Annotated in this window: 27 protein-coding genes and 1 other RNA gene; 17 read left to right on the top strand and 11 right to left on the bottom strand. The window is 67.3% G+C overall.

The genetic code is table 11. The features are described from left to right. Window positions 1–121 precede the first annotated feature (121 nt). Window positions 122–838 carry a hypothetical protein gene (locus tag IFT71_RS05990; RefSeq protein WP_192139686.1) on the top strand — a complete coding sequence of 239 codons (717 nt, stop codon included), beginning with the start codon at window positions 122–124 and terminating at the stop codon, window positions 836–838. A gap of 67 nt (window positions 839–905) precedes the next feature. Here the strand turns inward: IFT71_RS05990 and ssrA are convergent. Further along, window positions 906–1,261: a transfer-messenger RNA gene (gene ssrA / locus IFT71_RS05985) on the bottom strand. Window positions 1,262–1,321: 60 nt separating this feature from the next. Here ssrA and IFT71_RS05980 point away from each other — a divergent pair. Continuing rightward, on the top strand, window positions 1,322–1,753 hold the full coding sequence (locus IFT71_RS05980) for an RrF2 family transcriptional regulator (protein ID WP_031394858.1): 432 nt from the start codon (window positions 1,322–1,324) through the stop codon (window positions 1,751–1,753). Window positions 1,754–1,788: 35 nt separating this feature from the next. Here the strand turns inward: IFT71_RS05980 and mscL are convergent, their stop codons facing one another. Then, on the bottom strand, window positions 1,789–2,259 hold the full coding sequence (gene mscL / locus IFT71_RS05975; protein ID WP_056679956.1) for a large conductance mechanosensitive channel protein MscL: 471 nt from the start codon (window positions 2,257–2,259) through the stop codon (window positions 1,789–1,791). Window positions 2,260–2,363: 104 nt separating this feature from the next. Between mscL and IFT71_RS05970 the strand changes: the two genes are divergently transcribed. From IFT71_RS05970 to IFT71_RS05955, 4 genes are read left to right on the top strand one after another with little or no spacing between them, the layout of a single operon-like run. Then, window positions 2,364–2,963, top strand: a complete 600-nt coding sequence (locus IFT71_RS05970) for a LemA family protein (RefSeq protein ID WP_192139684.1) — start codon at window positions 2,364–2,366, stop codon at window positions 2,961–2,963. Window positions 2,964–2,979: 16 nt separating this feature from the next. Beyond that, window positions 2,980–3,834, top strand: coding sequence for a TPM domain-containing protein (locus tag IFT71_RS05965; protein WP_192139682.1), 855 nt, complete (start codon window positions 2,980–2,982; stop codon window positions 3,832–3,834). 1 nt (window position 3,835) lies between these two features. Continuing rightward, the gene (locus tag IFT71_RS05960) at window positions 3,836–4,507 is read left to right on the top strand and encodes a TPM domain-containing protein (protein ID WP_192139680.1); all 672 of its coding nucleotides are present in this window, start codon (window positions 3,836–3,838) and stop codon (window positions 4,505–4,507) included. Next, window positions 4,504–5,007: an NUDIX hydrolase gene (locus tag IFT71_RS05955; RefSeq protein ID WP_197976044.1), complete on the top strand. Its 504-nt coding sequence runs from the start codon at window positions 4,504–4,506 to the stop codon at window positions 5,005–5,007. Before IFT71_RS05960 ends, IFT71_RS05955 begins: the two co-directional genes overlap by 4 nt. A 57-nt stretch (window positions 5,008–5,064) precedes the next feature. On the opposite strand, the gene IFT71_RS05950 is transcribed toward IFT71_RS05955, so the two are convergent. Together IFT71_RS05950 and hrpB are read right to left on the bottom strand one after the other, a co-directional pair. Further along, window positions 5,065–5,346: an ETC complex I subunit gene (locus IFT71_RS05950; RefSeq protein WP_031440756.1), complete on the bottom strand. Its 282-nt coding sequence runs from the start codon at window positions 5,344–5,346 to the stop codon at window positions 5,065–5,067. A 9-nt stretch (window positions 5,347–5,355) separates the two neighbouring features. Beyond that, window positions 5,356–7,812, bottom strand: a complete 2,457-nt coding sequence (gene hrpB / locus IFT71_RS05945) for an ATP-dependent helicase HrpB (protein ID WP_192140218.1) — start codon at window positions 7,810–7,812, stop codon at window positions 5,356–5,358. Between the two features lie 140 nt (window positions 7,813–7,952). Here hrpB and IFT71_RS05940 point away from each other — a divergent pair, with 140 nt between their 5' ends. Genes IFT71_RS05940 through IFT71_RS05930 form a run of 3 tightly spaced genes read left to right on the top strand, consistent with a single transcriptional unit; the run spans window position 7,953 to window position 12,379 of the window. Continuing rightward, window positions 7,953–10,472, top strand: coding sequence for a penicillin-binding protein 1A (locus IFT71_RS05940; RefSeq protein WP_192139678.1), 2,520 nt, complete (start codon window positions 7,953–7,955; stop codon window positions 10,470–10,472). A 57-nt stretch (window positions 10,473–10,529) separates the two neighbouring features. Continuing rightward, window positions 10,530–11,657, top strand: a complete 1,128-nt coding sequence (gene prfB / locus IFT71_RS05935) for a peptide chain release factor 2 (protein ID WP_031394840.1) — start codon at window positions 10,530–10,532, stop codon at window positions 11,655–11,657. Window positions 11,658–11,659: 2 nt separating this feature from the next. Next, a complete protein-coding gene (locus IFT71_RS05930) occupies window positions 11,660–12,379 on the top strand; it encodes a class I SAM-dependent methyltransferase (RefSeq protein ID WP_107932122.1) in 720 nt (239 codons plus the stop codon). 34 nt (window positions 12,380–12,413) lie between these two features. On the opposite strand, the gene IFT71_RS05925 is transcribed toward IFT71_RS05930, so the two are convergent. After that, the gene (locus IFT71_RS05925) at window positions 12,414–12,806 is read right to left on the bottom strand and encodes a JAB domain-containing protein (RefSeq protein ID WP_192069827.1); all 393 of its coding nucleotides are present in this window, start codon (window positions 12,804–12,806) and stop codon (window positions 12,414–12,416) included. A gap of 85 nt (window positions 12,807–12,891) precedes the next feature. Here IFT71_RS05925 and IFT71_RS05920 point away from each other — a divergent pair, with 85 nt between their 5' ends. From IFT71_RS05920 to IFT71_RS05890, 7 genes are all read left to right on the top strand, one after another. Next, complete coding sequence (locus IFT71_RS05920) at window positions 12,892–13,686, top strand: thymidylate synthase (protein ID WP_192139676.1); 795 nt, start codon at window positions 12,892–12,894, stop codon at window positions 13,684–13,686. A gap of 75 nt (window positions 13,687–13,761) precedes the next feature. Then, the gene (locus IFT71_RS05915; RefSeq protein ID WP_031395906.1) at window positions 13,762–14,280 is read left to right on the top strand and encodes a hemerythrin domain-containing protein; all 519 of its coding nucleotides are present in this window, start codon (window positions 13,762–13,764) and stop codon (window positions 14,278–14,280) included. A gap of 165 nt (window positions 14,281–14,445) precedes the next feature. Continuing rightward, window positions 14,446–14,910, top strand: a complete 465-nt coding sequence (locus tag IFT71_RS05910) for a dihydrofolate reductase (protein WP_192139674.1) — start codon at window positions 14,446–14,448, stop codon at window positions 14,908–14,910. Between the two features lie 77 nt (window positions 14,911–14,987). After that, window positions 14,988–15,911: a bifunctional riboflavin kinase/FAD synthetase gene (locus tag IFT71_RS05905; RefSeq protein WP_192139672.1), complete on the top strand. Its 924-nt coding sequence runs from the start codon at window positions 14,988–14,990 to the stop codon at window positions 15,909–15,911. A gap of 73 nt (window positions 15,912–15,984) precedes the next feature. Further along, on the top strand, window positions 15,985–18,939 hold the full coding sequence (locus IFT71_RS05900) for an isoleucine--tRNA ligase (RefSeq protein ID WP_192139670.1): 2,955 nt from the start codon (window positions 15,985–15,987) through the stop codon (window positions 18,937–18,939). Next, entirely contained in the window at window positions 18,932–19,435 is a 504-nt protein-coding gene (gene lspA, locus IFT71_RS05895; protein WP_031395901.1) for a signal peptidase II, read from the top strand. The genes IFT71_RS05900 and lspA overlap by 8 nt, the downstream gene beginning before the upstream one ends. Continuing rightward, a complete protein-coding gene (locus IFT71_RS05890) occupies window positions 19,428–19,841 on the top strand; it encodes a DUF3035 domain-containing protein (RefSeq protein ID WP_192139668.1) in 414 nt (137 codons plus the stop codon). Before lspA ends, IFT71_RS05890 begins: the two co-directional genes overlap by 8 nt. Before the next feature lie 218 nt (window positions 19,842–20,059). On the opposite strand, the gene IFT71_RS05885 is transcribed toward IFT71_RS05890, so the two are convergent. The 6 genes from IFT71_RS05885 to phaR form a co-directional block, all read right to left on the bottom strand. Further along, the gene (locus tag IFT71_RS05885) at window positions 20,060–20,908 is read right to left on the bottom strand and encodes a TorF family putative porin (protein ID WP_107932116.1); all 849 of its coding nucleotides are present in this window, start codon (window positions 20,906–20,908) and stop codon (window positions 20,060–20,062) included. A gap of 222 nt (window positions 20,909–21,130) precedes the next feature. Continuing rightward, window positions 21,131–21,784 (bottom strand): 5,6-dimethylbenzimidazole synthase, encoded by a 654-nt coding sequence (gene bluB, locus IFT71_RS05880; RefSeq protein WP_192139666.1) that lies wholly within the window; start codon window positions 21,782–21,784, stop codon window positions 21,131–21,133. Window positions 21,785–21,826: 42 nt separating this feature from the next. Continuing rightward, window positions 21,827–23,038 (bottom strand): cystathionine beta-lyase, encoded by a 1,212-nt coding sequence (gene metC / locus IFT71_RS05875; protein ID WP_037530281.1) that lies wholly within the window; start codon window positions 23,036–23,038, stop codon window positions 21,827–21,829. After that, complete coding sequence (locus IFT71_RS05870; protein ID WP_159511741.1) at window positions 23,035–23,895, bottom strand: sulfurtransferase; 861 nt, start codon at window positions 23,893–23,895, stop codon at window positions 23,035–23,037. The genes metC and IFT71_RS05870 overlap by 4 nt, the downstream gene beginning before the upstream one ends. An 84-nt stretch (window positions 23,896–23,979) precedes the next feature. Continuing rightward, on the bottom strand, window positions 23,980–24,165 hold the full coding sequence (locus IFT71_RS05865) for a hypothetical protein (protein WP_107932107.1): 186 nt from the start codon (window positions 24,163–24,165) through the stop codon (window positions 23,980–23,982). A 1-nt stretch (window position 24,166) separates the two neighbouring features. Beyond that, on the bottom strand, window positions 24,167–24,736 hold the full coding sequence (gene phaR, locus IFT71_RS05860) for a polyhydroxyalkanoate synthesis repressor PhaR (RefSeq protein ID WP_166746851.1): 570 nt from the start codon (window positions 24,734–24,736) through the stop codon (window positions 24,167–24,169). A 72-nt stretch (window positions 24,737–24,808) separates the two neighbouring features. On the opposite strand from phaR, the gene IFT71_RS05855 reads away from it, so the two are divergent. Further along, the gene (locus IFT71_RS05855) at window positions 24,809–25,822 is read left to right on the top strand and encodes an alpha/beta fold hydrolase (RefSeq protein ID WP_244654784.1); all 1,014 of its coding nucleotides are present in this window, start codon (window positions 24,809–24,811) and stop codon (window positions 25,820–25,822) included. Window positions 25,823–25,835: the final 13 nt, after the last annotated feature.

Here is a 25,835-nt window from a genome sequence, read left to right as displayed (position 1 = left end):
TGCCGCGGGATCCGCGCTCGGCAATTTGTACGAGAATGACGGCCGGACACGCTGCTATCGGCTTGCAGGGTCCAGCGTGCATGCGCATTCTCGGCCAAGGCAGCAGAGATGCGGGGGCATCATGGCAACCTTGGCGACCAGCGTGTCGGCGATCACCGCCGAGCGGCGTTTCTATCTCATGCTGGCTGCGATCATCGCGGTCACCGTCTTCGCGGGGTTCGGGCTGGACCTGCAGCGGACAGACTGGAACATCGTCGGGCTTCCCGCCCAGGTCCATCTGCACGCTGCCGTCTTCTTCGGCTGGATCATCCTCTACGTCGCGCAGAACTGGCTGGTCGACCGGGGGTCGATCGCAACGCACCGGCGACTGGGCGTCGCAACCGCGTGTCTGGTCCCGGTCATGGTCGTGGTGGGCGTCGCGACGACGGTCATGGCCGTCCGGCTAAACCGCGTCCCGCCCTTCTTCTCGCCGGGCCTTTTCCTCGCGCTCGACCTTCAGATCATCGGCTTTGCGATCCTGGCGGGCTGGGCGATCCAGTTGAGACACCGGTCCGACTGGCACAAGCGCCTGATGCTATGCGCGACGATCCTGATCATGTCGCCAGCGCTGGGGCGCATTCTGCCGATGCCGCTGATGGGCCCGTCCGGCACATGGGCGATCTTCGTCGCCACCATGGTCTATCTGGGGGCTGCGATGCTGTTCGATGCGCAACTGCGCGGGCGGGTGCACTTGGCCTATTGGTGGGGCGCGGGAATGCTGACCCTCGTCCAGCTGCTGATCGGCATCGTCGGGTTCAGCCCGCGGCTCGACAAGCTGGTCGCGCAACTTGCCGCCTGACGGCGGGCGCGCGCTTGAGTATGATTTGAGTGGGGAGCTTCTGTTGCTCGGTGCCCCCCGTACCGCCGGTTTCCACTTCTGTTGCCCGGTGTGGCCCGAACCGCGCTTTCGTCCGTATAACTTAGGTCGTTAGACCGTCAGTTATGCGGCAATTGCGAGTGCTTCGTTATCGTTGGCACTTGTGTATGGGCCGTTGCGGTGGTCCCATTCCGAGCGAAACATAGCGTCGTTGAACACACGTCGATCCTAGTTCGACCCCGTCATCGTCCCCCTCTTGCGAAGAGGGCGGTGGTGGAGTCGCCGGGTACTGCCCCCGGGTCCGCTGTGTCTATGACACGCCACGGTTTATCGCCATAGTCACCGAGAGAGAATTCCCCCGATGACGCTTGTGATATAGAGCGGCGGTCGGCCGATTAAAAGCCCGTGATTTTGCCCTTTGCGGCCTTTCGCTCGCCACAAACCGCGTGCATAGAAATCTGTATTATGTTGACGCAGCGCTCTCGCTACGCGCTTCGCGCGATGATCTTCCTTGGCGGCGCCCCGGTCGGTGGCCCACCGATCCCGATGACCCGCATCGCGGCCGAGGCCAATGTCCCGCGCAAGTTTCTCGAGCTGATCCTTGCGGACCTGCGCGAGTCCGGCTTGCTGCACAGCCATCGCGGCAAGATGGGCGGCTATCGCCTGTCGCGCCCCAGCCACCTGATCTCGCTCGGCGAGATCATCCGGATCATCGAGGGCCCGCTCGCGCTGGTGCCCTGCGTCAGCCGGACGGCCTATCGGCCCTGCCTCGACTGCAAGAGCGAGGCGGACTGCGCGATCCGCTTTGCGATGATGCGCGTCCGCGACGAGACTGCGCGGATCCTCGACGGCACGAGCCTGGCGGATGCCAACGCCGAGGATTTGGCCGCAGCCTGATCTCCCCCTCCCCCGCAGGGAGAGGGGCAGGACGGTCAGCCGCGTGCCTTGAGCTCGTCGCGAATCTCCCGCAACAGCGCGATCTCAACCGGCTCGGGCGCGGGCGCGACCGGAGTCGCTTCTTCCTCACGCTTGAGCCGCGCGGTTTCACGCTCGATCAGCGCCGCCGCGCGGTTCACGACGCGCAGGATCATGAAGATGATGAAGGCGACGATCACGAAGTTGACAAGTTGCGTCGCGAACGCGCCATAGCCGAGCAACGGCACCCCCGCCTTCTTCAGCGCCGCATAGTCGCTGAGCGACCCGACATAGTTTGCGGGGACGGGACCCATCCGCCAGAAATAGCTTGAAAAGTCTAGCCCGCCGAAAATCTTGCCGATCACCGGCATGAGCACGTCGTCGGTCAGCGAGGTGACGATCTTGCTGAACGCCGCCCCGATGATCACCGCAATAGCCAGATCAAGCACGTTGCCGCGCATGATGAACGCCTTGAATTCCTTGAGCATTTGCGCCCCCTTTTCCAGTCCACCGCACGCTAGCCATCGATTTCGGTTTCGCCAAGCCGGTCCGCTGTCCTATGGGGGTGATACAGACCAGCAGGAGAGCCCCGATGTCGTCCTATGCCCAGATTCTTCGCGGATTCGCCGTCGTTGCGCTCGCAACGATGCTTGGCGGCTGCGGGATCAACAGCATCCCGACCGCCGAGGAAAATGTGAAGGCGCGCTGGGCCGATGTCCAGAACGACTATCAGCGCCGTGCCGACCTGATCCCCAACCTCGTCGCGACGGTCAAGGCGGCCGGCGCGCAGGAAAAGAGCATTCTTGTCGAGGTGACTCAGGCGCGCGCCGCGGCGAGCACGGTGCAGGTGTCGGGCGACGATCTGACCGACCCGGCGAAGATCGAGCAGTTCTCGCGCGTGCAGGGTGCCGTCGGGCTGTCGCTGCAGCGGCTGCAGGAAGCCTATCCCGAACTCAAGAGCCAGGCCAATTATACCACGCTGATGAGCCAGCTCGAAGGCACCGAGAACCGCATCACGATCGCACGGCGCGACTATAACGGCGCGGTCCAGGCCTATAACACCAAGATCCGCACCTTCCCCGACGCGGTCGGCGCGAAGATCTTCCATGGCGCAAAGCCGATGGTGCCGTTTGCCGCGACCACGCCGGGGGCCGAGACGGCGCCGACGGTGAACTTCGGCAACGCGAGCTGATCGCGGGGCCGGCGGCATGATCCGCGTCCTCGCGGCGCTCCTCTTCGCGGTGCTGCTCGGCAGCGGCACCGCAGGCGCCCAGACCTTCCCGAAATTCACCGGCTTCGTCGTGGATTCGGCAAACGTGATCCCGCCCGAGCAGGAAGCGGCGCTCACCAAACGACTCGACGATCTGCAAAAGGCGACGGGCAACCAGCTGGTCGTCGCGACCGTCGCCGATCTGCAGGGCTATCCGATCGAGGATTATGGCTATCGCCTGCTGCGGAACTGGGGGGTCGGGCTGAAGGACGCCAATAACGGTGCGATCCTGCTCGTCGCGCCGAACGATCGCAAGGTGCGGATCGAGGTCGGCTACGGGCTGGAACCGGTCCTGACCGACGCGTTTTCGAGCGTCGTAATCAACCAGCAGATCCTGCCGCGCTTCAAGGCCGGGGACATGACCGGCGGTATCGTCGCGGGCACGAATGCGGTCGCGGACCAGCTCGCTTTGCCCGACGCCGAGGCCCGCGCGAAGGTCGGCGCGGCGGCGGCGGAATATGACAAGACGCATCGCCGCGCGCCGTCCGGCAGCGGTGGCGGCGTGCCGATCGGGCTGATCATCTTCGGGATCGTGGCCGCCGCGATCGTCATTCCGATGATCTCGCGACGTGCCGGTGGCACCCGCTATTCAAGCGGTGGCGGCGGCAACGGGACGCTGCCGATCGTGCTGTGGAGCATCGCCAACGAGATGTCACGGCGCGGCGGCGGTGGCGGTGGTAGCAGCTGGGGCGGCGGCGGTGGTGACAGCGGCGGCGGTGGCTGGATGGGCGGCGGTTTTGGCGGCGGCGGCGGCGGCTCTGCCGGCGGCGGCGGCGCATCGGGGAGTTGGTGACATGCGATTGAGCGAAGCCGATCACGGCCGCGTCACCGCCGCGGTGACGCAGGCCGAAACCACGACGACGGGCGAGATCGTCGCGATCGTCGCGCGCCAGTCCGACGCCTATCACGACGTCTCGCTGCAATGGTCCGTGCTTGCCATGCTGCTGAGCCTTGCGGTGCTCGCGCTGCACCCGGTGGCGGCCGACCAGATCTATGCGCGGCTCGTCGATCCGTGGGCGCAGTCGGCACCACAGGGCGCGTTGTTCGCGATCGCGCTCGTCCTGATGACGCTGGTGTTCCTGGGCATGCGCCTGCTGCTCACTATCCCCGCGTTGCGACTCGCGCTGACGCCGGGCGCGACGAAATCGCGGCGGGTGCGCAGGCGTGCGGTGATGCTGTTCCGGGCGGGCGCGGAAAAGCGCACGCGGGGCGCGACGGGCGTGTTGCTGTACCTGTCGCTTGCCGAGCACCGCGCGGAGATCGTCGCGGACTCGGGCATCCATTCGCGCGTGCCGAACGAGATCTGGGGTGCGGCAATGGCGGCCGTGCTCACCGCGGTGCGCGACGACCGGCCGGCGGACGGCATGGCCGATGCCGTCGCGCAGATCGGCACGGTGCTCGCCGAGCATTTCCCGCGAACCGGTGCGGCGAACAACGAACTTCCCGACAGGCTGATCGAATTATGAGCACGACCGTATGGGCGGGCAAGTTCCTGACCGTGCAGACCGAAGGCACCTGGGAATATGTGGAACGTCGCGGGCAGATCGCGGCAGCCGTGATCGTCGCGATCGACGCGGGCGACGTCATCCTGGTCGAACAGTTTCGCGTACCGCTGGGCCGCGCCTGCCTCGAACTGCCTGCCGGGCTGGTGGGTGACGAGACCGAAGGCGAGAGCGTCGCGGTCGCCGCCGGGCGCGAGCTCGAGGAGGAAACCGGCTACCGCGCGGCCGCGATCGAGGATCTGGGGCTCTTCTATTCGTCGCCGGGGATGACGTCGGAATGCTTCACCCTGGTTCGTGCGACCGGGCTGACCAGGGTCGGCGACGGCGGCGGCGATGGTGACGAGAACATCACCGTCTACCGCGTACCGCTCGCCGACATTCCCGCCTTCATCGCGGCAAAGCGCGAGGCGGGCGTTGCGATCGACGCAAAGATGCTGTTGATCCTCGCGGGATCGATCCTCTAGCGACGAGCGCGCTGAGCCGTTTTCAGCCCCGTCGCCGGAACGGCGGCGGGTTGCCGCTTACTTAAAGTTGTCCGCGTAGCTCTGCAGCTTCAGCGTCTTCTGCGGCGCCGGTACGACCGTGTAGCCGAACCCTTCACGCTCGCAATGCGCGATCGCGGCCTCGGCGGTCGGGAAGAACAGGCGGAGCTGGTCGCGCGTGTCGCCGCTGCCGGCCCAGCCGGTCAGCGGGTCGGGGCGCTTGGGCTCCGAGGGTTCGAATTCGAGCTGCCAGCTGTCGGTCCGGTGCTTACCGGACTGCATGGCGTTCTTGGGGCGCTGGAAGATACGGGCGGTTGGCATGGGCCCCCCTTATCGCGAAGTTGCGCCCCTTGCATCCGCCTTTTTCGTGCGCAGCGTCGCCGATGCCGCGGCGGGATCGTCGGGCCAGGGATGCTTGGGGTAGCGACCGCGCATTTCCTTGGCGACCGCGACCCAGCTCCCCGCCCAGAACCCGGGCAGATCGCGCGTCGTCTGGATCGGGCGTCCCGCCGGTGACGTGAGGCTCAGCACCAGCGGGACGCGCGCTTCGCCGATGGTCGGGTGCACGCCGAGCCCGAACAGCGCCTGGACGCGCAGCTCGACACGGGGCCCTCCCTCGGCGGCATAGTCGATCGCGTGCGTGCTGCCCGCCGGACTCGTGAAATCGGGCGGCGCGAGGCGGTTGATCGTCTGCATCGCGTCCCAGCCGAGCAGGTTGCGCAACGCCTCGACGAGTGCCCCCGGGGCGATCGCATCGAGTCGGCGCTTTCCGACGAGCAGCGGCGCGAGCCATTCGTCCAGGCGGTCGAGCAACGCCGCATCGTCGAGCGGCACACCCGCATAGGCGGCGCGGTCGCGCAACGCCTGCCCGCCGTCGCTCCACGGCAGCAGCGAAAGACCGTGCTCGCGAACCGCCTCCAGCAGCGCAGCGAGGATCGCGTCGGGATCAGCGCCGCTGTCCGGACCGCTCGACAGCCGGATCGCCCCGAGCCGCCGGTCTCGCAGCGCCTGAATGCCGCCGGTCGCTGGGTCGAAGCTGACCGTGCGGCGCGATTCGATCCGATCGGCGAACAGCGCCTCGACCGTCGCCTGATCGATCACCGCCGCAGACAAAATCCGCGCGCCCGCCGCGGCCCCCTGCGTGTCGGCCACTGCAAGCCACTCCGCACGCGCCAGCGGCGACGTCGGATCGAGCCGGAACCCGCGTCCGCCGACCGATGCCCAGGTTTCGCCGGACGGATCACGCCGCCGGGCGACGCGGTCGGGATAGCCAAGCGCGATGCACGTGGCGACGCCCCCGTCTGCCGGCGAGAGAGACCCGCGCGACGGTGCGAGGCGGGCCCACCGCTCGGCCATCCCGCGCGCGGCCTGCGCCTTCGCGCCGCGTTCGGTCTTCCAGCGGCGCAGGCGGGTTTCGACATCGACGTCCTGACCACCGATCCCGCGCTCGCCGAGCAGCACCGCGACCTGTGCAGCGACGTCCGCGAGTCCCCGCTCCCCGGCGCGCAACAGCATATGGGCAAGGCGTGGCGGCATTGGCAGCTTCGCGATCGCGCGACCATGCGCCGTCGGGCGACCGTCTGCGTCGATCGCCTGGAGCGTCGCCAGCCGGCGCAGCGCCTCGTCGATCGCCGCAGCGGGCGGCGCATCGATCCAGCGCAGGTCGCGGGGGTCGGCGACACCCCACAAGGCACAGGCGAGGACCAGCGCGGACAGATCGGCCTCGAGGATTTCGGGCGGATCGTATCGCGGCAGTCCCGCGGTCGCGGCCTCTTCCCACAACCGGTAGGCGGTGCCGGGGCCCAGACGCGCGGCCCGGCCGGCGCGCTGCGTGACCGCGGCCTGGCTCGCGCGTTCGGTGACGAGGCGGGTCATGCCCGCCGCACGGTCGTAACGCGGGCGCCGCGCAAGACCCGAATCGACGACGATCCGGATCCCGTCGAGCGTCAGGCTGGTCTCGGCGATGCTGGTCGCGAGCACGACCTTGCGGCGGCCGTCGGGTTCGGGAAGGATCGCCGCACGCTGCGCCGCCGGATCGAGGCTGCCATGGAGTTCGTGCACCACGATGCCGTCGGGCAGGTTCGCGAGCCGGTCCGCGGTCCGTTCGATCTCCGCGACGCCGGGCAGAAAGGCGAGAACGCCGCCCTGCTCCTCGCCGAGAGCCCGGCGGATCGCCGCCGCGATGCCATCCTCGATCCGCGCCTCTGCCGCGCGACCGATATGCCGCAGCGTCAGCGGATAGCTGCGCCCCTCGCTCTCGATCACCGGCGCGTCGTCCATCACCGCTGCGAACCGCGCGCCGTCGAGCGTGGCCGACATCGCAACGAGCCGCAGGTCGGGACGGAAGCCCGCCTGCACGTCGAGCGCGAGCGCGAGCCCGAAATCGCCATCGAGGCTGCGTTCATGCACCTCGTCGAACAGCACCGCGGACACCCCCGCCAGTTCCGGGTCGGACTGGATCCGCGCGACGAAGATGCCCTCGGTGACGACCGTAACGCGCGTCGCCGCGGATCGCTTGCTGTCCATCCGCGTCGCATAGCCATAGGTCCGGCCGACCGGCTCGCCCGCCGTCGCCGCCATGCGCTCCGCCGCGGCGCGCGCGGCCAGCCGGCGGGGTGAGAGCAACAGGATCTCGCCGGTGCACCAGGCTTGCTCGAGCAGCGCAGGCGCGACCGCGGTCGTCTTGCCCGCGCCCGGCGGCGCGACGAGCACGGCGGAGGACCGCGAACGCAGCGCAGCGAGCAGGTCGGGCAGGACGGCAAGGATCGGAAGCGGCGGCGGGGTCATCGCCGCCTGCTGCCACAGATCGATCGTGGTGCAACCGCTTTTCAGGGGTCCGCGCACCACCGCGACCGTCGTGTCCAGCCCCCACCCCGCCGAACGCGGCTGGCAAGGACGCGCGAACCTGCTAGACGCGGGGCACGAATATGGCGTCCGATCCTTCCCCAAACTCCTCGACGGCGACCCGCCGGACCACCGACAGGCTGCGCGGCAGTGTCGCGCGCGTCTGGGCGAGCCGCTGGACCAAGGCGGCGCTCGCGTTGTTCGGCCTCGGGCTGATCGCGCTGTTCGGCTTCTGGCTGATCGTCGTCCGCGACCTTCCTTCGGTCGATACGCTGCGCACCTACGAACCGCCCTTGCCGACCAATGTGCGCGGGATCGATGGGGCGCCGATCCACAGCTATGCGCGCGAACGTCGCGTCGAGCTCAGCTTCGCCGAATATCCGCCGATGCTGATCAATGCGTTCCTGGCGGCGGAGGACAAGTCGTTCTTCGAGCATCACGGCGTCGACTTTCCGGGACTTGCCGGCGCGGTCTTTGACTATGTCTCGAAGATCGGCAGCGGCCGACGCGCCCGCGGCGGATCGACGATCACGCAGCAGGTCGCCAAGAACCTTCTGATCGGCAACGAATATTCGCCGACGCGCAAGCTGCGCGAAGCGGTGCTGGCGTATAAGATCGAGGATACGCTGACCAAGCCTCAGATTCTCGAACTTTATCTGAATCAGATCGCACTTGGCCGGAACGCGTTCGGCGTCGAAGCCGCGAGCCACGCCTATTTCGACAAGGACCTCGACCAGCTCGATCTCGCACAGATCGCCTATCTTGCGATCCTGCCCAAGGGTCCGTCGAATTACGATCCGGTGCGCTATCACGACCGCGCAATGACGCGGCGTAACTATGTGCTCGACCGGATGCTCGAGAACGGGTTCATCACCCGCGCGCAATTCGACGCGGCGAACGCCGAACCGCTGGGCGTCGTGCTGCGACGCACGCCGCGGTTTGAAAGCGTCGGCGGCTATTTCGTCGAGGAAGTCCGCCGCCAGCTAATGGCCAAGTTCGGCGAAAGCGCGAAGGACGGACCTTACAGCGTCTACTCGGGCGGCCTCTGGGTGCGGACCTCGTTCGACACGCGGTTGCAGGATCTGGCGCAGCAAGCCTTGCGTGATGGCCTGGTCCGCTTCGACAGCGGGCGCGGCTGGAACGGGCCGATCCGCCATGTCGAGATCGAGGATGACAATTGGCTCCAGCCGCTGCTCAACAGCAACATCGCGCTCGATTACCGCAACTGGGTCGCGGCGATCGTGACCGGCAAGGACGGCAATAGCTGGAACCTCGGCTTCCGCACCGGCAAGACCGGCACGCTGCCGCGCTATGCCGCGCAGATGGCGGTGCGCGGCAAGGGCGGCAATGCGTTCGGGGCGATCAAGACCGGCGACATCATCGCGGTTGCGCCCGAAGGCGGCGAGTTCGCGCTCCGGGCGATCCCCAAGGTTTCGGGTGCGTTCGTCGTCGAGGAGCCTGCCAGCGGCCGCGTCCTTGCGATGCAGGGCGGCTTCGACGACCGGTTGCAGGCGTTCAACCGCGCGACCCAGGCGATGCGCCAGCCCGGATCGACGATCAAACCGATCGTCTATTCCGCCGCGCTCGACAACGGCATGACGCCCGCCTCGATCATCGTCGACGGGCCGTTCTGTGTCTATCAGGGCGCACGACTGGGGCAGAAATGCTTCCGCAACTTCGGCAATTCGCGCGGCGCCGGGCCGCACACGATGCGCTGGGGCATCGAACAGTCGCGCAACCTGATGACGGTCCGCGCCGCCGCGCAGACCGGCATGCCCAAGGTCGTTGCCACCATCAAGAAGATGGGCGTCGGCGATTACGCGCCTTATCTCTCCTTCGCGCTGGGCGCCGGCGAAACCACCGTGGGGCGGATGGTCAACGCCTATTCGATCCTCGCGAACAACGGCAAAGGCGGGCCGCCGTCGCTGATCGACTTCGTCCAGGATCGGCACGGCAAGGTAATCTGGCCCGAGAACTGGCGCGCCTGCGACCGGTGCAACGCCCCCGACTGGGACGGCAAGTCGATGCCGCGTCCGGTCGCGCGCCAGCGCCAGGTGCTCGACGCGATGACCGCCTATCAGATGGTCCACATCACCGAAGGCGTGGTGCAGCGCGGCACCGCCGTGACGCTGCGTGATCTCGATCGGCCGATGTTCGGCAAGACGGGCACGAACAATGGCCCGACCGACGTCTGGTTCATCGGCGGAACCCCGCAATATGTCGGCGGGCTGTATATCGGCTTCGATACGCCGCGGAACCTTGGCAGCGCAGCGCAGGGCGGCACGCTGGCGGCGCCGATCTTCAAACAGTTCGCGGTCAAGGCCTATGCCGATCTGCCCAAGCTGCCATTCCGCGCACCCGCGGGCATCCGGATGGTCCGGATCGACCGGGGGAGCGGCCGTCCGGTCTATGGGACATGGCCGAACACCGATGATCCCAAGCCGGGCGTCATCTGGGAAGCGTTCAAGCCCGAAAGCGAACCGCGGCGTGCCGCGCGCCGTGCGGGCCCCGCCCCCACCACCACCACCGCGCCGACCGCCGCCCCCAAGGCAGAGGCTCCGCGCGACAGCGATTTCTTGCAAAGACAGGGCGGAATCTACTAGCCGTCCCCATATTCCGGGGCTGGCTGTTCATGCCGACCCCAACACTGGAGAATACCCATGCGCGCCGAAGCGCAGGCTCACGTTGACACCATCAAGGACGCGCTGGCGTTGTTGCGCCGTTTTCTCGACTGGGACCGCGCACTGCGTCGTCTCGACGAGCTGAACGCGCGCGTCGAGGATCAGGCGCTCTGGTCGGACCCCAAGGCTGCGCAGGAGGTGATGCGCGAGCGTCGTCGGCTCGACGAGGCGATCAGCGCGACGCGTGCGATCGAGAGCGAGCTCAGCGACACGTCCGAGCTGATCGAAATGGCCGAGGCCGAGGGCGACACCGCGATGGAAGCGGACGGCGTCGCCGCGCTCGCCGAACTCGCCGCCCGCGCAGACAAGGACAAGATCAAGGCACTGCTCGCGGGCGAGGCCGATGCCAACGACACCTATATCGAGGTCAACGCCGGCGCCGGCGGGACCGAGAGCCAGGACTGGGCGGGCATGCTCAGCCGGATGTATTCGCGCTGGGGCGAACGCCATGGGCTGAAGGTCGAGCTGGTCGACCAGCATTCGGGCGAGCAGGCGGGGATCAAGTCCGCAACGCTGCTGCTGAAGGGCGAGAACGCCTATGGCTATGCCAAGACCGAGAGCGGCGTCCACCGGCTGGTGCGCATCAGCCCCTACGATTCGGCAGCACGCCGGCATACGTCGTTCGCCAGCGTCTGGGTCTATCCGGTCGTCGATGACAATATCGAGGTCGAGTATAACGAGAGCGACCTTCGTATCGATACGTATCGCGCATCGGGCGCAGGCGGCCAGCACATCAACACGACCGACTCGGCCGTGCGCATCACGCACGTCCCGACCGGCATCGTCGTGCAGTGTCAGAACCAGCGATCGCAGCACAAGAACAAGGCCGAGGCCTATAACCAGCTCCGCGCGCGGCTCTATGAACGCGAGCTCGCGATCCGCGAGCAGGCGGCCAATGCCGAGAATGCGTCGAAGACCGATATCGGCTGGGGCCACCAGATCCGGTCCTATGTGCTGCAGCCGTACCAGATGGTGAAGGATCTGCGGACCGGCGTGGTCTCGACCAGTCCGTCGGACGTGCTCGACGGCGATCTCGAGGCCTTCATGGCCGCCGCGCTGTCGCAGCGTGTAACCGGCGAGGCGGTCGAGGTGGAGGACGTCGATTGAAGATGACGCGCGTCCTGGCCCTGCTGCTGTCCCCAATCTGGCTGCTAGCGGCATGCGATGGCAGCAAACCGCTGATCCAGCGTGAACCCAAGGATGCGGGGCCCTTCCCCGCCGCCGACCGGCCGGTCGCGTCGATCGTTTCCGCGCGCTGGTCGAACGAGGAGGCGCGCGACCGGCTGAACGAGGCGGGCGAGGTCATGACCAAGGCGGACATCCGCAAGGGCATGACGGTCGCCGATATCGGCGCAGGCGAGGGCTATTACACGATCCGCGCCGCCGCGCGGGTCGGCAAGGACGGTCGCGTTCTCGCAGAGGACATCGTTGCGAGCGTGCGCGACCAGCTGGCGGAGCGCGTCGCGCGCGAGGACCTCGCCAATGTCAGCGTGCGACTCGGCGAAGCCAATGATCCGAAGCTGCCCCCGGCGAGTTTCGACCGCGTGCTGATGGTGCACATGTATCATGAGATCGAGCAGCCCTATGAATTCCTGTGGCGGCTTCGCCCATCGCTGAAACCCGACGGACTGGTCGTCGTCGTCGATGCCGATCGCGAGACGCGCAACCACGGCACGCCGCCCGCACTGCTCAAATGCGAGTTCGCGGCGGTCGGCTATACGCAGGTCGACAGGGACGAGATGCCGTCGGCAGGCGGCTATATGGCCATGTTCCGCGCGACCGGCCCGCGCCCCGCGCCCGAGGCGATCCGCGCCTGCCGGACGAAATAGCGCCACCGGGCGGAGCAAATGGTGCTCCGGACCGTCAGACCACCCCCATCGCGCGCAGGCTCGCCACCCGCTCGCCAGCGATCACCACGTGATCGAACAGTACGACCTCCACGGTCCGCAACCCGGCCGCTAGCGCACGGGTAAACGCCACGTCGCGCGTACTCGGTGTCACGTCCCCGCTCGGATGATTGTGCGCGATCACCACCCCCTGCGCCGCGAACGCCAGCGCATCGGCAGCGATACTGCGCACCGCGATCCGCACCTGGTCGCGCCCGCCCGCCACATGCCGCATGCCCAAAAGCCTCCGATTCGGATCAAGATAGGCGACCGCCACCGCCTCGGTCGGTGCATGCCCGAGTCTTGCGAACAGCGCGCATGCCGCTGCAAGGTCGGCAATGATCGGAGCGGAGGCGGGCGAGGCGGGCACCACCTCGACTGCCGCATCGCCGCCCCTGTCGCATCCACAACTGCATCCGCTTGAGCGATCCGTCCCGCATCGCTAGGCCGTCGCGATGCGCCAATATCTAGACCTCATGGACCGCGTGCTCTCGACCGGAGTCGAGACGATGGACCGCACCGGCACGGGCACGCTCAGCGTCTTCGGCGCGCAGATGCGCTTCGATCTCGCGCAGGGCTTTCCCGTGCTGACGACGAAGAAGCTTCACCTCCGCTCGATCATCGTCGAACTCCTGTGGTTCCTGCGCGGCGACACCAATGTCCGCTGGCTGCAGGACCGCAAGGTCGCGATCTGGGACGAATGGGCGGACGAGAGCGGCGATCTCGGCCCCGTCTATGGCAAGCAATGGCGCGACTGGGTGGCCGGCGACGGTCGCCATATCGATCAGATCGCCGAGCTGGTCGACCAGATCAAGACCAACCCCGCCTCGCGCCGCCAGATCGTCTGCGCGTGGAACCCGGGCGATCTGCATGCCATGGCGCTGGCCCCCTGCCACTGCCTGTTCCAGACGCATGTCGCGAACGGCAAGCTGTCGCTCCAGCTCTACCAGCGCTCGGGCGACATCTTCCTCGGCGTGCCGTTCAACATCGCCAGCTACGCGCTGCTGACGCATATGCTCGCGCAGCAATGCGGACTCGAGGTCGGTGAGTTCATCTGGACCGGCGGCGACTGCCACCTCTATTCGAACCATCTCGAGCAGGCACGACTGCAACTCGGCCGCACCCCCAGCCCGCTCCCGCGGCTCGAGATCGTGCGCAAGCCGGACTCGATTGACGCATATGAGTATGAGGATTTCGTACTCCACGACTACGTCGCGCAGCCGCATATCAAGGCGCCCGTCGCGGTCTGAACAGAGAGCGAATCGCAATAGGAACTGGTTGCCGTCCGCGCGGTTGACCGTCCGAACCCATTCGGAAGGCCTATCATGGACATCACCCAGCTCATCCTCGACGAACACGCGCAGCAGCGAGCGCTGTTCGCGCAGATCGACAGCATCGACGCCAAGGACACCGAGGCGCTGTCGGCACTGTGGACCCGCCTTAAGAACCTGCTCGACGCGCATGCCGAGGCGGAGGAGCGCTTCTTCTACCCGCGGCTGATGAAGATCGGCACCGGCGGCAACGACGCCGACTCGGCCGCCGAGGAGACCGAGGACGCGATCGAGGATCACAACGACATCCGCGAAACCGGCGAAGCGGTCGACAAGCACCCGGTCGGCTCGGACGCGTGGTTCGAAGCGGTCGGCGAATGCAACAAGGCGAACAGCGATCACCTCGCCGAGGAAGAGCGCCAGGGCCTGACCGACTTCCGCAAGCATGCGACGCTGGAAGAGCGGCACGAGCTGGGCGTCCGGTTCGCGGCGTTCGAGGCGAACCACCTGAACGGCGTGAAGGTCGTCGAGAAGGATCCCGAGGCGTACGTCAAGGAACACGCCCCGAACTGATCCACCCGCTTCTTACCACCCCGGCGAAGGCCGGGGTCCAGGTGGAAAGGTGGTCGTACGGAGCGCCGTCATTCACCACCAACGTCCCCCAACTGGGCCCCGGCCTTCGCCGGGGTGGTGATACAAGCATAGCCCCCCGCCCCCATATCCGCCATGATGCGCCGCATGATCACCTTCTACCTCGCCCGCGCCAGCAACGGCGTCATCGGCCGCGACGGCCAGCTCCCCTGGCGCCTCCCCGCCGATCTCAAGCGCTTCAAGGCGCTGACGATGGGCAAGCCGATGGTGATGGGCCGGAAAACGTTCGAGAGCTTCCCGAGCCCCCTCCCCGGCCGCCGCCACATCGTCCTCACCCGCGGCCACTGGCACGCCGACGGCGCGGAAGTGGCGCATTCGATCGACGAGGCGCTCGCGATGGCCGGCGACGACGTCGCGGTAATCGGCGGCGCGCAGATCTATGCGCAGCTGCTCCCCCATGCAGACCGGATCGAGCTCACCGAAGTCCATGACGAACCCGAAGGCGACGCCTTCGTCCCCGCGTTTGACGGCTGGCACGAGATCGCCCGCGAAGACTACCCAGGTGAAAAGCAGCGCCCACCCTACAGCTTCGTCACCCTCACCCGCCGCTGAGGATTGTTCTCCCACGAAGGCGCGTCAGCGTAAGGAAGGACTATCGTCATCCGCGGCGTCTGGGTACTGACCCGTGCATGCAACGGCTCGACGGTGGCGCATCCATCCCTTCGCATCTGGCGGACGGGATCGTGGCGCTGGGTAATTTCGACGGATTCCATCTCGGTCACCAGGCGGTGGTCGCGCGCGCGATCGCGTGGGCCAAGGCGGAGGGTCGCCCTGCGCTGGTGGCGACGTTCGATCCGCATCCGGTCCGCCATTTCCGCCCCGATACGCCCGCCTTCCGCCTCACCACGCTCGACCAGCGCGAGCGTCTGTTCGCAGACGCTGGCGCCGATGCGATGGTGGTGTTCCATTTCGACGGCGATCTCGCCGCGCTGACCGCCGAGCAGTTCGTCGCCGACCGGCTCGAACGCAATCTGCGGATCGGCGGCGTGGTGACGGGCGAGGATTTCACCTTCGGCCATGCCAAGAGCGGCACGGTCCACACGCTCGCCGCGCGCGGGCCGGTCCACGGTTTCCGCGCAGAAACGGTCGGCGCGGTTGCGCTGGATGGCGAGACGGTGTCCTCGACCCGGATCCGCGAGGCGCTGCGTGCCGGCGACATGGCGACCGCAACTCGGCTGCTGACGCGTCCGTTCGCGATCGAGGGCGTGGTGCAGCATGGCGACAAGCTCGGTCGCACGATCGGCTATCCGACCGCCAATCTCGACATGGGCAACTATCTGCGCCCCGCCTACGGGATCTACGCGGTGACCGGCCGGCTGGAGGACGGCCGCGTGCTCAAGGGCGCGGCGAACCTCGGCATCCGCCCGAGCTTCGATCCGCCGAAGGAACTGCTCGAACCGCATTTCTTCGATTTCACCGAAAACCTGTACGGGCAGACGATCGAGGTCGCGCTGATCGACTATCTGCGCCCCGAGGCGAAGTTCGACAGCCTCGACGCGCTGATCGCGCAGATGGACATCGACTGCGACCGCGCGCGCACCATTCTCGGCTGACCGCGGCGGCGCCGGTGCGTGCGGGAGGGGGGATGGCAACGCGCCCTCCGCTCGGCTACAGCCCGGCCCACTTATGACCGATACTCCTGCGCCCGCCCGCGATTACCGCGACACCGTCTTCCTGCCGAAGACCGACTTCCCGATGAAGGCCGGTCTCGCCGCCAAGGAGCCGGCGATCCTCGAGCGCTGGGCGAAGCTCGGCATTTACGACCGGCTGCGCGAACAGCGGCTTGGGCGCGAGCGGTTCATCCTGCACGACGGCCCGCCCTACGCGAACGGCGACATCCACATGGGCCACGCCATGAACAAGGTGCTGAAGGACATCATCGTCCGCTCGCAGTCGCTGATGGGCAAGGACGCGCCCTATGTCCCCGGCTGGGACTGTCACGGCCTGCCAATCGAGTGGAAGGTCGAGGAAGCGTATCGCGCCAAGAAGCTCAACAAGGACGACGTCCCCGTCGACCAGTTCCGCGCCGAGTGCCGCGCCTATGCCGAAAAATGGGTCGACGTGCAGAAGGGCGAGTTCGAGCGGCTCGGCGTGATGGGCGACTGGGCCGATCCGTACCTCACGATGAAGTACGATGCCGAGGCGACGATCGTCGGCGAGCTGCTCAAGTTCGCCGAGAGCGGCCAGCTCTACCGCGGTGCGAAGCCCGTGATGTGGTCGCCGGTCGAGAAGACCGCGCTCGCCGAGGCCGAGGTCGAATATGAGGACATCGTCTCGACGCAGATCGACGTCGCGTTCGAGATCGTCGACGCGCCGAACGCGGCCGAGCTGGTCGGCGCGCATGCGGTGATCTGGACGACGACGCCGTGGACGATCCCAGTGAACCAGGCGCTGAGCTATGGGCCTGAGATCGAGTATGTTCTACTCGCGGACGGCGATCGCCGGTTCCTGATCGCAGAGGCGCTCGTCGGCAGTTTCAATGCCCGTACCCTCTCCTCCCGTCATCCCGGCGAAAGCCGGGACCCATCTACCCAGGTGGGAGACGGCGGTAAGGTGGGTCCCGGCGTCCGCCGGGATGACGGAGCAGAAGGCGCGATCATGTGGCGCGGCAAGGGCTCGGATCTCGAAGGCGCGACCGCGCGGCACCCGATGCACGCACTCGGCGGGTTCTTCGCAAAGCCGCGCCCGTTCCTCCCCGGCGACTTCGTCACGACCGACGCGGGCACCGGGCTCGTTCACATGTCGCCGGATCACGGCGAGGACGATTTCGAGCTCTGCAAGCAGTACGGCATCGACCCCGTCTTCGCGGTCGACGGTGCGGGCATGTACCGCGCCGACTGGGCCTGGCTCGGCGGGCAAGGGTCCGTCATCAACAAGAAGTTCGTGGCCGCCGACGGCCCGATCTGCACCGACCTGCGCTCGACCGGCGCGCTGCTCGCGGCGAGCGACGACTTCAAGCACAGCTACCCGCATTCGTGGCGTTCAAAGGCCAAGGTGATCTTCCGCGCGACGCCGCAATGGTTCATCCCAATGGATGCGGCCACGTCGGTCGGCACCCAACGTGCTTCGACTTCGCTCAGCACGAACGGGGTTGGGGATGCGGCCGCACCCCCGTTCGCCCTGAACGAAGTAGCAGGGCCTGGGTCGAGCAACGGCGCAACCCTCCGCGAGATCGCGCTCGACGCGATCGCCGCGACCACCTGGATCCCCGCACGCTCGGAAAACCGGATCACGTCTATGGTGCAGGGCCGCCCCGACTGGGTCATCTCGCGCCAGCGCGCCTGGGGCGTGCCGATCGCGCTGTTCGTTAACCGCGCCACCGGCCAGTACCTCAACGACCCCGCCGTCAACGCGCGCATCGTCGAAGCCTTCCGTGCGAACGGTGCGGATGCGTGGTACGCCGACGGCCACCAGGCGCTGCTCGGCCCCGACTATGCGCTCGCCGACTATGAGGTCGTGAAGGACATCCTCGACGTCTGGTTCGATTCGGGCTGCACGCACGTCTTCACGGTCGAAGCACGCTACGGCGAGGGCACCCGCGCCAACCTGTACCTTGAAGGGTCGGACCAGCATCGCGGCTGGTTCCAGTCGAGCTTGCTCGAAAGCTGCGGCACGCGCGGTCGCGCACCCTATGACGCGGTCCTCACCCACGGCTTCGCGCTCGACGGCCAGGGCCGGAAGATGTCGAAGTCGCTCGGCAACGTCGTCGATCCGCTGAAGATCATCGGCGAGAGCGGCGCGGACATCCTGCGCATGTGGGTCGCCTCGACCGACTATTTCGACGACGTGAAGATCGGCAAGGAGGTGCTCGCCACCGCGTCGGATTCCTACCGCAAGCTGCGCAACACGTTCCGCTACATGCTCGGCGCGCTCGAAGGCTTCGACCAGTCCGAGCGTGTCGCGGTGTCCGACATGCCCGAGCTCGAGCGCTATGTGCTCCACCGTCTCGGCATGATCGACACCGAGCTGCGCCAGGCGGCGGAAGGCTATGAGTTCAACCGCTACACGCGGCTGCTGACCGACTTCGCGAACGAGGACCTGTCCGCGTTCTTCTTCGATATCCGCAAGGACTCGCTCTACTGCGACGCGCCCGGCGACGTGAAGCGCCGCGCGTACCGCACCGTCCTCGACGTGCTGTTCCACGCGCTCGTCCGCTACGCCGCGCCGGTGCTGTGCTTCACCGCGGAGGAAGTCTGGCAGTCGCGCTTCCCGAGCGACGACAGTTCGGTCCACTATCTCGAATGGCCATCGCTCCCGTCGCTCGACGCGGACGACGTGGTCGGCGCCAAGTGGCAGGAGATCCGCGCGCTGCGCGTCGCCGTCACCGAGGCGATCGAGCCGTTGCGCCGCGAGAAGACCGTGCGGTCCAGCCTCGAGGCAGAGATCACCGTCCCGTCGATGCTGCTCGACGCCGATGCGCTGGCCGAGGCGTTCATCGTCGCCAAGGTCACGCCGGGCGATGCGGTCACCGTGACGCGCACCGACTTCCACAAATGCGGCCGATGCTGGCGCCACCTCCCCGAGGTGACCACCGACGGCGAGCTCTGCGACCGGTGCGAAGAGGTGGTGGCGCATGCGTAACCTGCCAAAGGCCGGCTTCGGGGCGGCGATCGCCCTGTTCCTCGCCGACCAACTCAGCAAATGGGCCGTAACGCGCCCGCTCGGGATCGATTCGCTCGGCGATGCGCAAACGATCACGTCGTTCTTCGACCTGCGCTTCGTGCCCAATATCGGCATTTCTCTCGGGTTGCTGCCCGCCGATGGCCATCTGACGCGCTGGGCGCTGGTGCTGCTGACGGGCGCGATCTCGGTCGGGGTCGCAATCTGGATGACGCGCGAAAAGAACCGGGCGGATCAGATCGCGCTGGGCTTCGTGCTCGGCGGTGCGGTCGGCAATATCCTCGACCGGATCCGCCTTGGCTATGTCGTCGATTTCGCCGACCTGCATATCGGCGAGTGGCGCCCGTTTTTGGTCTTCAATGTCGCGGATGCAGCGATTACTGTCGGCGTGCTCGTCCTGCTTGTCCGGGCGCTGCTCGTGCGCGAGAAGCCCCCTGTGGAGAATTCCCATGCGTAAGTTTGTGCCCCTGGCTGCCGGTCTGGCGAGCGTCGCGTTGCTGTCCGGCTGTGGCGCTGGCAAGAGCCTCGATCGTGCGCGGCCGGACGAGTTCGCCGTCGCCCGCCAGGCCCCGCTGGTCATCCCGCCCGATTTCGCGCTGGTCCCGCCGCAGCCGGGTGCCGCACGGCCGCAGGATACCGCCGCAAATGCCCAGACGCTTGACGCGCTGTTCGGCGGCACCGCTGCGCGCAGCCCTGCCGAAGCCAGCGTGCTGAGCGAAGCTGGCCCCAGCGCCGCCGATCCCGGCATCCGGTCGAGCGCGGGCGATCCCGGCACGACCGTAATCGACAAGGGCTCGACCACGCGCGACATCGTCGCCGCCCCCGAAGGCGACGGCCAGGATGCGCGCGCCACTGCCAACTGATCGGTTGCTGCAAGACGTGAAAAAGGGCGGCTCCCGCAGGGGGGCCGCCCTTTTTCGTGTTCGGTCGATGGCCACCCCGCCCGCCCCTGCTCCGTAGGATACCCCAGCTTTCGCTGGGGTGACGAGAGGGAGGCAGGAACCAACCGTGCAAAAAGTCGCAACCGCGCGCTCCCGCCATCCCGGCCAAGCGCCAGGACGACGACAGCACTCGCGCTACGTCAGAACGCGGCGGTCAGCGACGCCAGCACCTTTCCGTTGGCGATCGAACCGACGCCGTCCTGCCCACGGCTGAAGCTCGGCTGGAGATACGCCGACTCCGCCTTGCTGATGTCGGTATCGACATAGGCGACGCCCAAGGTCAGCGGCGTGCCCGGAATCACGTAATCCGCACCCACCAGCCAGTCGAAATACTCCCCCGTCGGCGACACGCTGGTGGCGAACGGCCCGAGCCCCTTGTTGCCGTTCGAATAGCCGACATGCGCCTTCACGGTCAGGCCGGTATCAGGAATGCCGCTGCTGACATCGCCCCACAAATACAGGTTCGAATCCTTGGCGTTGACGCGGTCATAGACCCCGTTGGCGGCCGAGGTGCCGTTCGAATACCAGGGGCCCAGTGCCTGCTGCTTGGGCGCATAGGCGACGCCCGCGGTCAGCGCGACCGGGCCGGCGGTGCCCGAGAGCTTGGCATAGGGCTCGATGAAGTCGGTATTGTCGAAGCCCGACGGGTACATGTACCAGGTCGCGCCGACGTCGAGCGTGCCGCCGCCGACGGGAAGCTTGTACCCGGCGATCAGGTCGAGCTCCATGTTGGCGCCGCCGAACGTGCCCCAGCCGGCGAGGTTCGACCCCCAGGTGCCGATATAGACGCCGCTTTTGTGCGCGATCGTGATGCCGCCCTGGACCGCGAGATTTTCGTCCGACTGCGACACACCGCGAAAGCGATAGTCGCTGACAAGTCCGACCGATCCGCTGACCGTGACGTCCTTGGGTGGCGCCGTATCCTGCGCGAACGCAGGGGGTGCGGCAGCCAGCGCGAGGCTGCCGAAGAGGATAGTGGAGAAGCGCATCGTTTCCCTTTCGAAACTGGAAATTCGATGTCCCCGCCTGCACCCGCGGACGCCGCATCTATCGAGGCATGGCCTCCGAGCACGGTCTTTCCTGCGGTGACAAATGAATGACAGTCGTTGATGCACTGCACAAGCGATTATTGCGCCAGGCGCGGTGTTGACGCCATGGATGTTGCGCACCGGCCACACCGTCTCGGTCGCGACGCTTGGGTGCGCGCCGGCCTATCGACGCAGGATCGGCGTGCGACGCGGCGCTTCCCACCCCTCACGCGCCAATTCGGGCATGTCCGCGTCGCTTTCGGGATAACCGAGGCAGAGATAGCCGACGAACCGCCATCGCTCCGGCACGCCCGCAATGTGCGCGATCCGCGCGGGGTCTAGGATCGAGACCCAGCCGAGCCCGATCCCCTGAGCGCGCGCCGCCAGCCACAATGTGTGTATCGCGATCACGGCGGAATAGGCGGCGCTTTCCGGCATGGTCTGACGCCCCAGACCATGACCCTGGCTCGGATCGGGTTCGACGAACACCGCGATGTGAACGGGCGCCTGCTCGAGCCCGGCGAGCTTCAACCGGGCGTATAGCGCGGCACGCGTCTCGTCTTGCCCGGCCAGCGCGGCGGCATTGCAGGCGGCAAAGTCCGCGAGGATCGCGTCGCGTCGCGCGGAGTCATCGATCGTCACGAACCGCCAGGGCTGGCTGAGCCCCACCGACGGCGCGGCGTCGGCGATCGCGAGCAGCGCGTCCACTGCGCCTGCGGGCAGCGCGTCGCGCCGGAACCGGCGGACATCACGGCGCCAGCGGAACAGCAGGTCGAGCCTGGCCTGAAACGCCGTATCGAAGACCGGGCCTCCAGCGTCGGGCGGTTCTGTGTGCATGGCCGGCACGCTGTACCCGATCACGTCCGGCGAGCAAGGTCGCTAGCCGCGCACCGCCCGAAAGGCAGCAAGCCCGGCATCGAGATCGGCGATCAGGTCCGCCGGATCCTCGAGCCCGATCTGAAGGCGGATCATCGGCCCGGCGACCTCGCGGCGGGTGACGCTGCGATAGCGGTGCGGATCGACCGGCAGCGCCAGGCTTTCGAACCCGCCCCAGCTATAGCCGATCCCGAACAGCTCGAGCGTGTCGATCAGCGCGGCCCGCGACGCCTCGTCACCGCCGTCCAGCACGAACGAGAACAGCCCGCTCGATCCTTTGAAATCGCGCACGAACAGGTCGTGCCCCGGGCAACCGGGCAGGGCAGGATGCAACACCTGCGCCACCTCCGGACGCGCCTCCAGCCACTGCGCGATCGCCAGCGCGCTCGATTGATGCTGGGCCAGCCGGACCGCCATCGTCCGCAGCCCGCGACTGCCGAGCCAGCAGTCGTCGGGACTGGCGATCTGCCCCAGCTGAAAGCTCGTCTCGCGCAGCGCCTTGAAATGGCCGGGCCCTGCCGTCACCGATCCGAGCATCGCGTCCGAATGGCCGACGACATATTTGGTGCACGCCAGAATCGTCAGATCGACGCCGTGGCCGATCGCTGGAAAGAACAGCGGCGTCGCCCAGGTATTGTCGAGCAGGGTCGTCACGCCGCGTGCACGCGCCGCCGCGACGATCGCGGGAATATCCTGCACCTCGAAACTGAGCGAGCCGGGACTCTCCATGAAGATCGCGCGGGTCTTTTCGCCGATCAGGTCGGCGATCCCCGCACCGATCAGCGGGTCGTAGAAGCGGGTCGTGATGCCGAACCGCTTGAGCAGGCCGTTCGCCATCCCGCGCGTCGGGTCATAGGCGCTGTCGACCAGCAGCAGTTCGTCGCCCGGCGACAGCACCGAGAGCAAAGCCGCGGCGATCGCCGCAACGCCCGATCCATAAAGGAACGTGCCCTCCGCCCCGGGTTCGAGCGTGGTCAGCGCATCCGCAAGGCTCCACTGCGTCGGCGTGCCCTTGCGACCGTAGAACAACCGATGATGCGTATCGCGGGTCGCGCTGTCGCGAAGATGGCCAACGGAATCATACAGGATCGTCGACGCCCGCCAGACCGGCGGACTGACGATCGCCCCTTCCCCGACACCACGAGTCCATTCCGCGCGACGTCCGGCGAGCACCACCTTGGTGGCGTCGCCGACCGGCCTTGTCGTTTCGGTCATTGCGTTCCTGTCGCCTTCGCGCCCATTGCCTTCGGCGTCGACGGATCGCCGCCCCATTCCGACCAGCTGCCGTCGTACAGCGCGGCTTCGTTGCCAAGGAGGTGCGCGCCGAACGCCAGCACCGCCGCGGTGATTCCCGATCCACAGGTCGTCACGATCGGCCTTGCCAGATCGATGCCCGCGCCCTCGAATGCCGATCGCAGCGCGTCGCCCGTCTTCCACGTGCCGTCCGCGTTGAACAGCGTGGCATAGGGCAGTGATTTGGATCCGGGGATATGCCCCGATGCGGTGCCAGGTCGCGGGTCCGCCTCGGCACCGGTGAACCGGGCGGCGGAGCGTGCATCGACGACCTGCTCGGCGCCGCTCGACAGGTTCGCGGTCATCTGGTCCTTCGTGCGAACAGCCTTGTCGTCGGCCCAGATGGTGAAGTGGCGATGCCGCACCGCCTGCTTGCCCGACTCCGTCTCGCGCCCTTCGGCCTGCCATTTCGCCAGACCGCCGTCGAGGATCGCGACATTGTGCGCACCGAAGGTTCGCAGCATCCACCAGGCGCGTGCCGCCGTGCGCCAGGGCGAGCTGTCGTACAGCACGATGCGGCTGCCGTCGCCGAGCCCGAGCGACTGCATCCGGCTGGCGAACTTGGCGGGCGACGGCAGCATGTTGGGCAGGTCGCTGTCGGTGTCGCGAAGCTCGGCGAGGTTCATGAATACAGCGCCGGGAATATGCGCCGCCGCATAGTCCGCCGCGGCGTCGCGACCCTCGGCATAGGTTGCGTCGACGACCCTGAGATCGCCAGCGCCCGGGACGCTGGTCTCGAGCGCGTTCGCCAACCATTCGGTGCTCACCAGCGTGTCCATGCCCTGCCCTCCTGACGGTTGGCGCGGATAGTAACCGGCGCACGGCCGAACGTCGAGGCCGCGGCTCGGCCGCCGCCCCGCCAGCTAGGTCTTGAACGCCAGCCCGATCGTTACCGCCAGCCCGATGAGCGAAAGCATCTGGACGGTCGGCCAGTCGACCCAGCCGACCGCGTCGGGATCGCGCCGCCGATGGCGACGGCGGGCGCCCAGACCCGATGCGATCGCCAGCGCCGCGAAGCCGCCGCTCGCCGTCCACAGCAGCGGTGCCATGTCAGCTCCCGAGCTTTTCCACCTTGTCCTGAAGACTGGCGAGTTCGGTGCGCAGGGCAGCGATCTCCTCGTCCTTCGTCGCCACCGGCCTGGCTGCTGGTGCGGGGGATGCTGCACCCGCAGCATTGCCGGGGGCAAAGGCCTGCGCTGCAACGTCGAACATCGCCAGATTTCGCTTGGCAATGTCGGCGAAGGGTGAATGGGCAAACGCCCCTTCGACCGCTGTCTTGAACTGTTCCTGATTGCGGCGGAAGCTGTCCATCGATGCCTCGAGATAGCCGGGCACCATCTTCTGCATCGAATCGCCATACATCGAGATCAGCTGGCGCAGGAAATTGACCGGCAGCATCGTCTCGCCGCGGCTTTCCTCCTCCATGATGATCTGGGTGAGGACGTTGTGCGTGATATCCTCTTCGGTCTTCGCATCGACGACCTTGAAGTCACGGCCCTCGCGAGTCATCGTCGCGAGATGATCGAGCGTGATGTAGGATGATGTTTCGGTATTATAAAGCCGCCTGTTGGCGTACTTCTTGATGATGACAAGCCCGTCGACCGTGCTTTGCTTCTTCATATGCAGCCCCTCCACGTGACCGGAGCAAACGCTACGCGCTTTGACATTGCGCCGCAACATGGTCCACGGCCGTTGCCGCTGTTCCTTGCCATGTTGCGCAACGAAACCGCAGCATCGCCCGACCGCCGCGCGCGGGCGCTGGCCGGGCTCGACCGCTATCAGGCCGCGCCCCGGGATCTTCCCCTGCCACCCCGTCCCATCCGTGCGTCGGCCGGCCGGGCGGTCCTGCGCGACTATGGCGGTGGCACTACGGGCAAGCCGGCCGTCATCGTCATACCCTCGCTGATCAACCCGGCGGCGATCCTCGATCTTTCCGCGGACACGTCGCTGATGCGGTGGCTGGCCACGCGGGGCTATCATGCGCACCTGCTCGACTGGGGAACGCCGGGACCAGAGGATCGGGACCTCGACCTCGACGCGCACGTCGCGCGCATCCTCCTGCCCCTGCTGCACGGATTTGCCGAACCGCCGATCCTGGTGGGCTATTGCCTGGGCGGCACCCTCGCCGTCGCCGCTGCCGCCTTGACGCGGGTGGCGGGGCTGGCGACGATCGCGGCACCCTGGAATTTCGCCGGCTATGGCGAGACCGCGCGTGTCCAGATGGCGCGACTTTGGCGCGCCGCTGCTCCGTTCGCGCGCCAGACGGGGCTGTTGCCGATGGAAGTGCTGCAAAGCGGGTTCTGGCAGCTCGCGCCCTCGCAGACGATCGCGAAATACGAGACGTTCGCCGACCGCGATCCGACCAGCCCCGCCGCGCGCGCGTTCGTCAGGCTGGAGGACTGGGCGAATGCGGGTGCGCCGCTCCCCGCTGCCGCCGCCGCCGGACTGTTCGGTGACATGATCGCCCGGGACCTCCCCGGACGCGGTCTGTGGCGGATTGCCGGTCGCCCGATCGCCCCGCGGGCGTTGTCCTGCCCCGCGGTCGAGTTCGTCGCCCGCAACGACCGGATCGTGCCCACCGCCACCGCGATCGGGCTCGCGGACCGGCGCGACGTCGATGCCGGCCATGTCGGCATGATCGTCGGCAGCCGCGCCCGCGACCAGCTCTGGGAGCCGCTCGCGAACTGGATAGATTCGCTCGGCTAGCGTATTGCATCCT

The organism is Sphingomonas sp. CFBP 13733, from assembly GCF_014841795.1.
Lineage (GTDB): Bacteria > Pseudomonadota > Alphaproteobacteria > Sphingomonadales > Sphingomonadaceae > Sphingomonas > Sphingomonas aerolata.
This window is presented reverse-complemented; position numbering and strand designations above follow the sequence as displayed.

Coding starts and splice junctions, on each gene's coding strand:
- IFT71_RS05865 (WP_107932107.1), bottom strand. CDS start 24,165: ATGGCACCGCTGCTGTGGACGGCGAGCGGCGGCTTCGCGGCGCTGGCG.
- IFT71_RS05885 (WP_107932116.1), bottom strand. CDS start 20,908: ATGCGCTTCTCCACTATCCTCTTCGGCAGCCTCGCGCTGGCTGCCGCA.
- IFT71_RS05950 (WP_031440756.1), bottom strand. CDS start 5,346: ATGCCAACCGCCCGTATCTTCCAGCGCCCCAAGAACGCCATGCAGTCC.
- prfB (WP_031394840.1), top strand. CDS start 10,530: ATGCGCGCCGAAGCGCAGGCTCACGTTGACACCATCAAGGACGCGCTG.
- IFT71_RS05930 (WP_107932122.1), top strand. CDS start 11,660: ATGACGCGCGTCCTGGCCCTGCTGCTGTCCCCAATCTGGCTGCTAGCG.
- IFT71_RS05955 (WP_197976044.1), top strand. CDS start 4,504: ATGAGCACGACCGTATGGGCGGGCAAGTTCCTGACCGTGCAGACCGAA.
- bluB (WP_192139666.1), bottom strand. CDS start 21,784: ATGCACACAGAACCGCCCGACGCTGGAGGCCCGGTCTTCGATACGGCG.
- IFT71_RS05905 (WP_192139672.1), top strand. CDS start 14,988: ATGCAACGGCTCGACGGTGGCGCATCCATCCCTTCGCATCTGGCGGAC.
- IFT71_RS05960 (WP_192139680.1), top strand. CDS start 3,836: ATGCGATTGAGCGAAGCCGATCACGGCCGCGTCACCGCCGCGGTGACG.
- phaR (WP_166746851.1), bottom strand. CDS start 24,736: ATGAAGAAGCAAAGCACGGTCGACGGGCTTGTCATCATCAAGAAGTAC.
- metC (WP_037530281.1), bottom strand. CDS start 23,038: ATGACCGAAACGACAAGGCCGGTCGGCGACGCCACCAAGGTGGTGCTC.
- IFT71_RS05890 (WP_192139668.1), top strand. CDS start 19,428: ATGCGTAAGTTTGTGCCCCTGGCTGCCGGTCTGGCGAGCGTCGCGTTG.
- IFT71_RS05915 (WP_031395906.1), top strand. CDS start 13,762: ATGGACATCACCCAGCTCATCCTCGACGAACACGCGCAGCAGCGAGCG.
- IFT71_RS05990 (WP_192139686.1), top strand. CDS start 122: ATGGCAACCTTGGCGACCAGCGTGTCGGCGATCACCGCCGAGCGGCGT.
- IFT71_RS05965 (WP_192139682.1), top strand. CDS start 2,980: ATGATCCGCGTCCTCGCGGCGCTCCTCTTCGCGGTGCTGCTCGGCAGC.
- IFT71_RS05980 (WP_031394858.1), top strand. CDS start 1,322: ATGTTGACGCAGCGCTCTCGCTACGCGCTTCGCGCGATGATCTTCCTT.
- IFT71_RS05910 (WP_192139674.1), top strand. CDS start 14,446: ATGATCACCTTCTACCTCGCCCGCGCCAGCAACGGCGTCATCGGCCGC.
- mscL (WP_056679956.1), bottom strand. CDS start 2,259: ATGCTCAAGGAATTCAAGGCGTTCATCATGCGCGGCAACGTGCTTGAT.
- IFT71_RS05870 (WP_159511741.1), bottom strand. CDS start 23,895: ATGGACACGCTGGTGAGCACCGAATGGTTGGCGAACGCGCTCGAGACC.
- lspA (WP_031395901.1), top strand. CDS start 18,932: ATGCGTAACCTGCCAAAGGCCGGCTTCGGGGCGGCGATCGCCCTGTTC.
- IFT71_RS05900 (WP_192139670.1), top strand. CDS start 15,985: ATGACCGATACTCCTGCGCCCGCCCGCGATTACCGCGACACCGTCTTC.
- IFT71_RS05970 (WP_192139684.1), top strand. CDS start 2,364: ATGTCGTCCTATGCCCAGATTCTTCGCGGATTCGCCGTCGTTGCGCTC.
- IFT71_RS05940 (WP_192139678.1), top strand. CDS start 7,953: ATGGCGTCCGATCCTTCCCCAAACTCCTCGACGGCGACCCGCCGGACC.
- IFT71_RS05920 (WP_192139676.1), top strand. CDS start 12,892: ATGCGCCAATATCTAGACCTCATGGACCGCGTGCTCTCGACCGGAGTC.
- hrpB (WP_192140218.1), bottom strand. CDS start 7,812: ATGACCCCGCCGCCGCTTCCGATCCTTGCCGTCCTGCCCGACCTGCTC.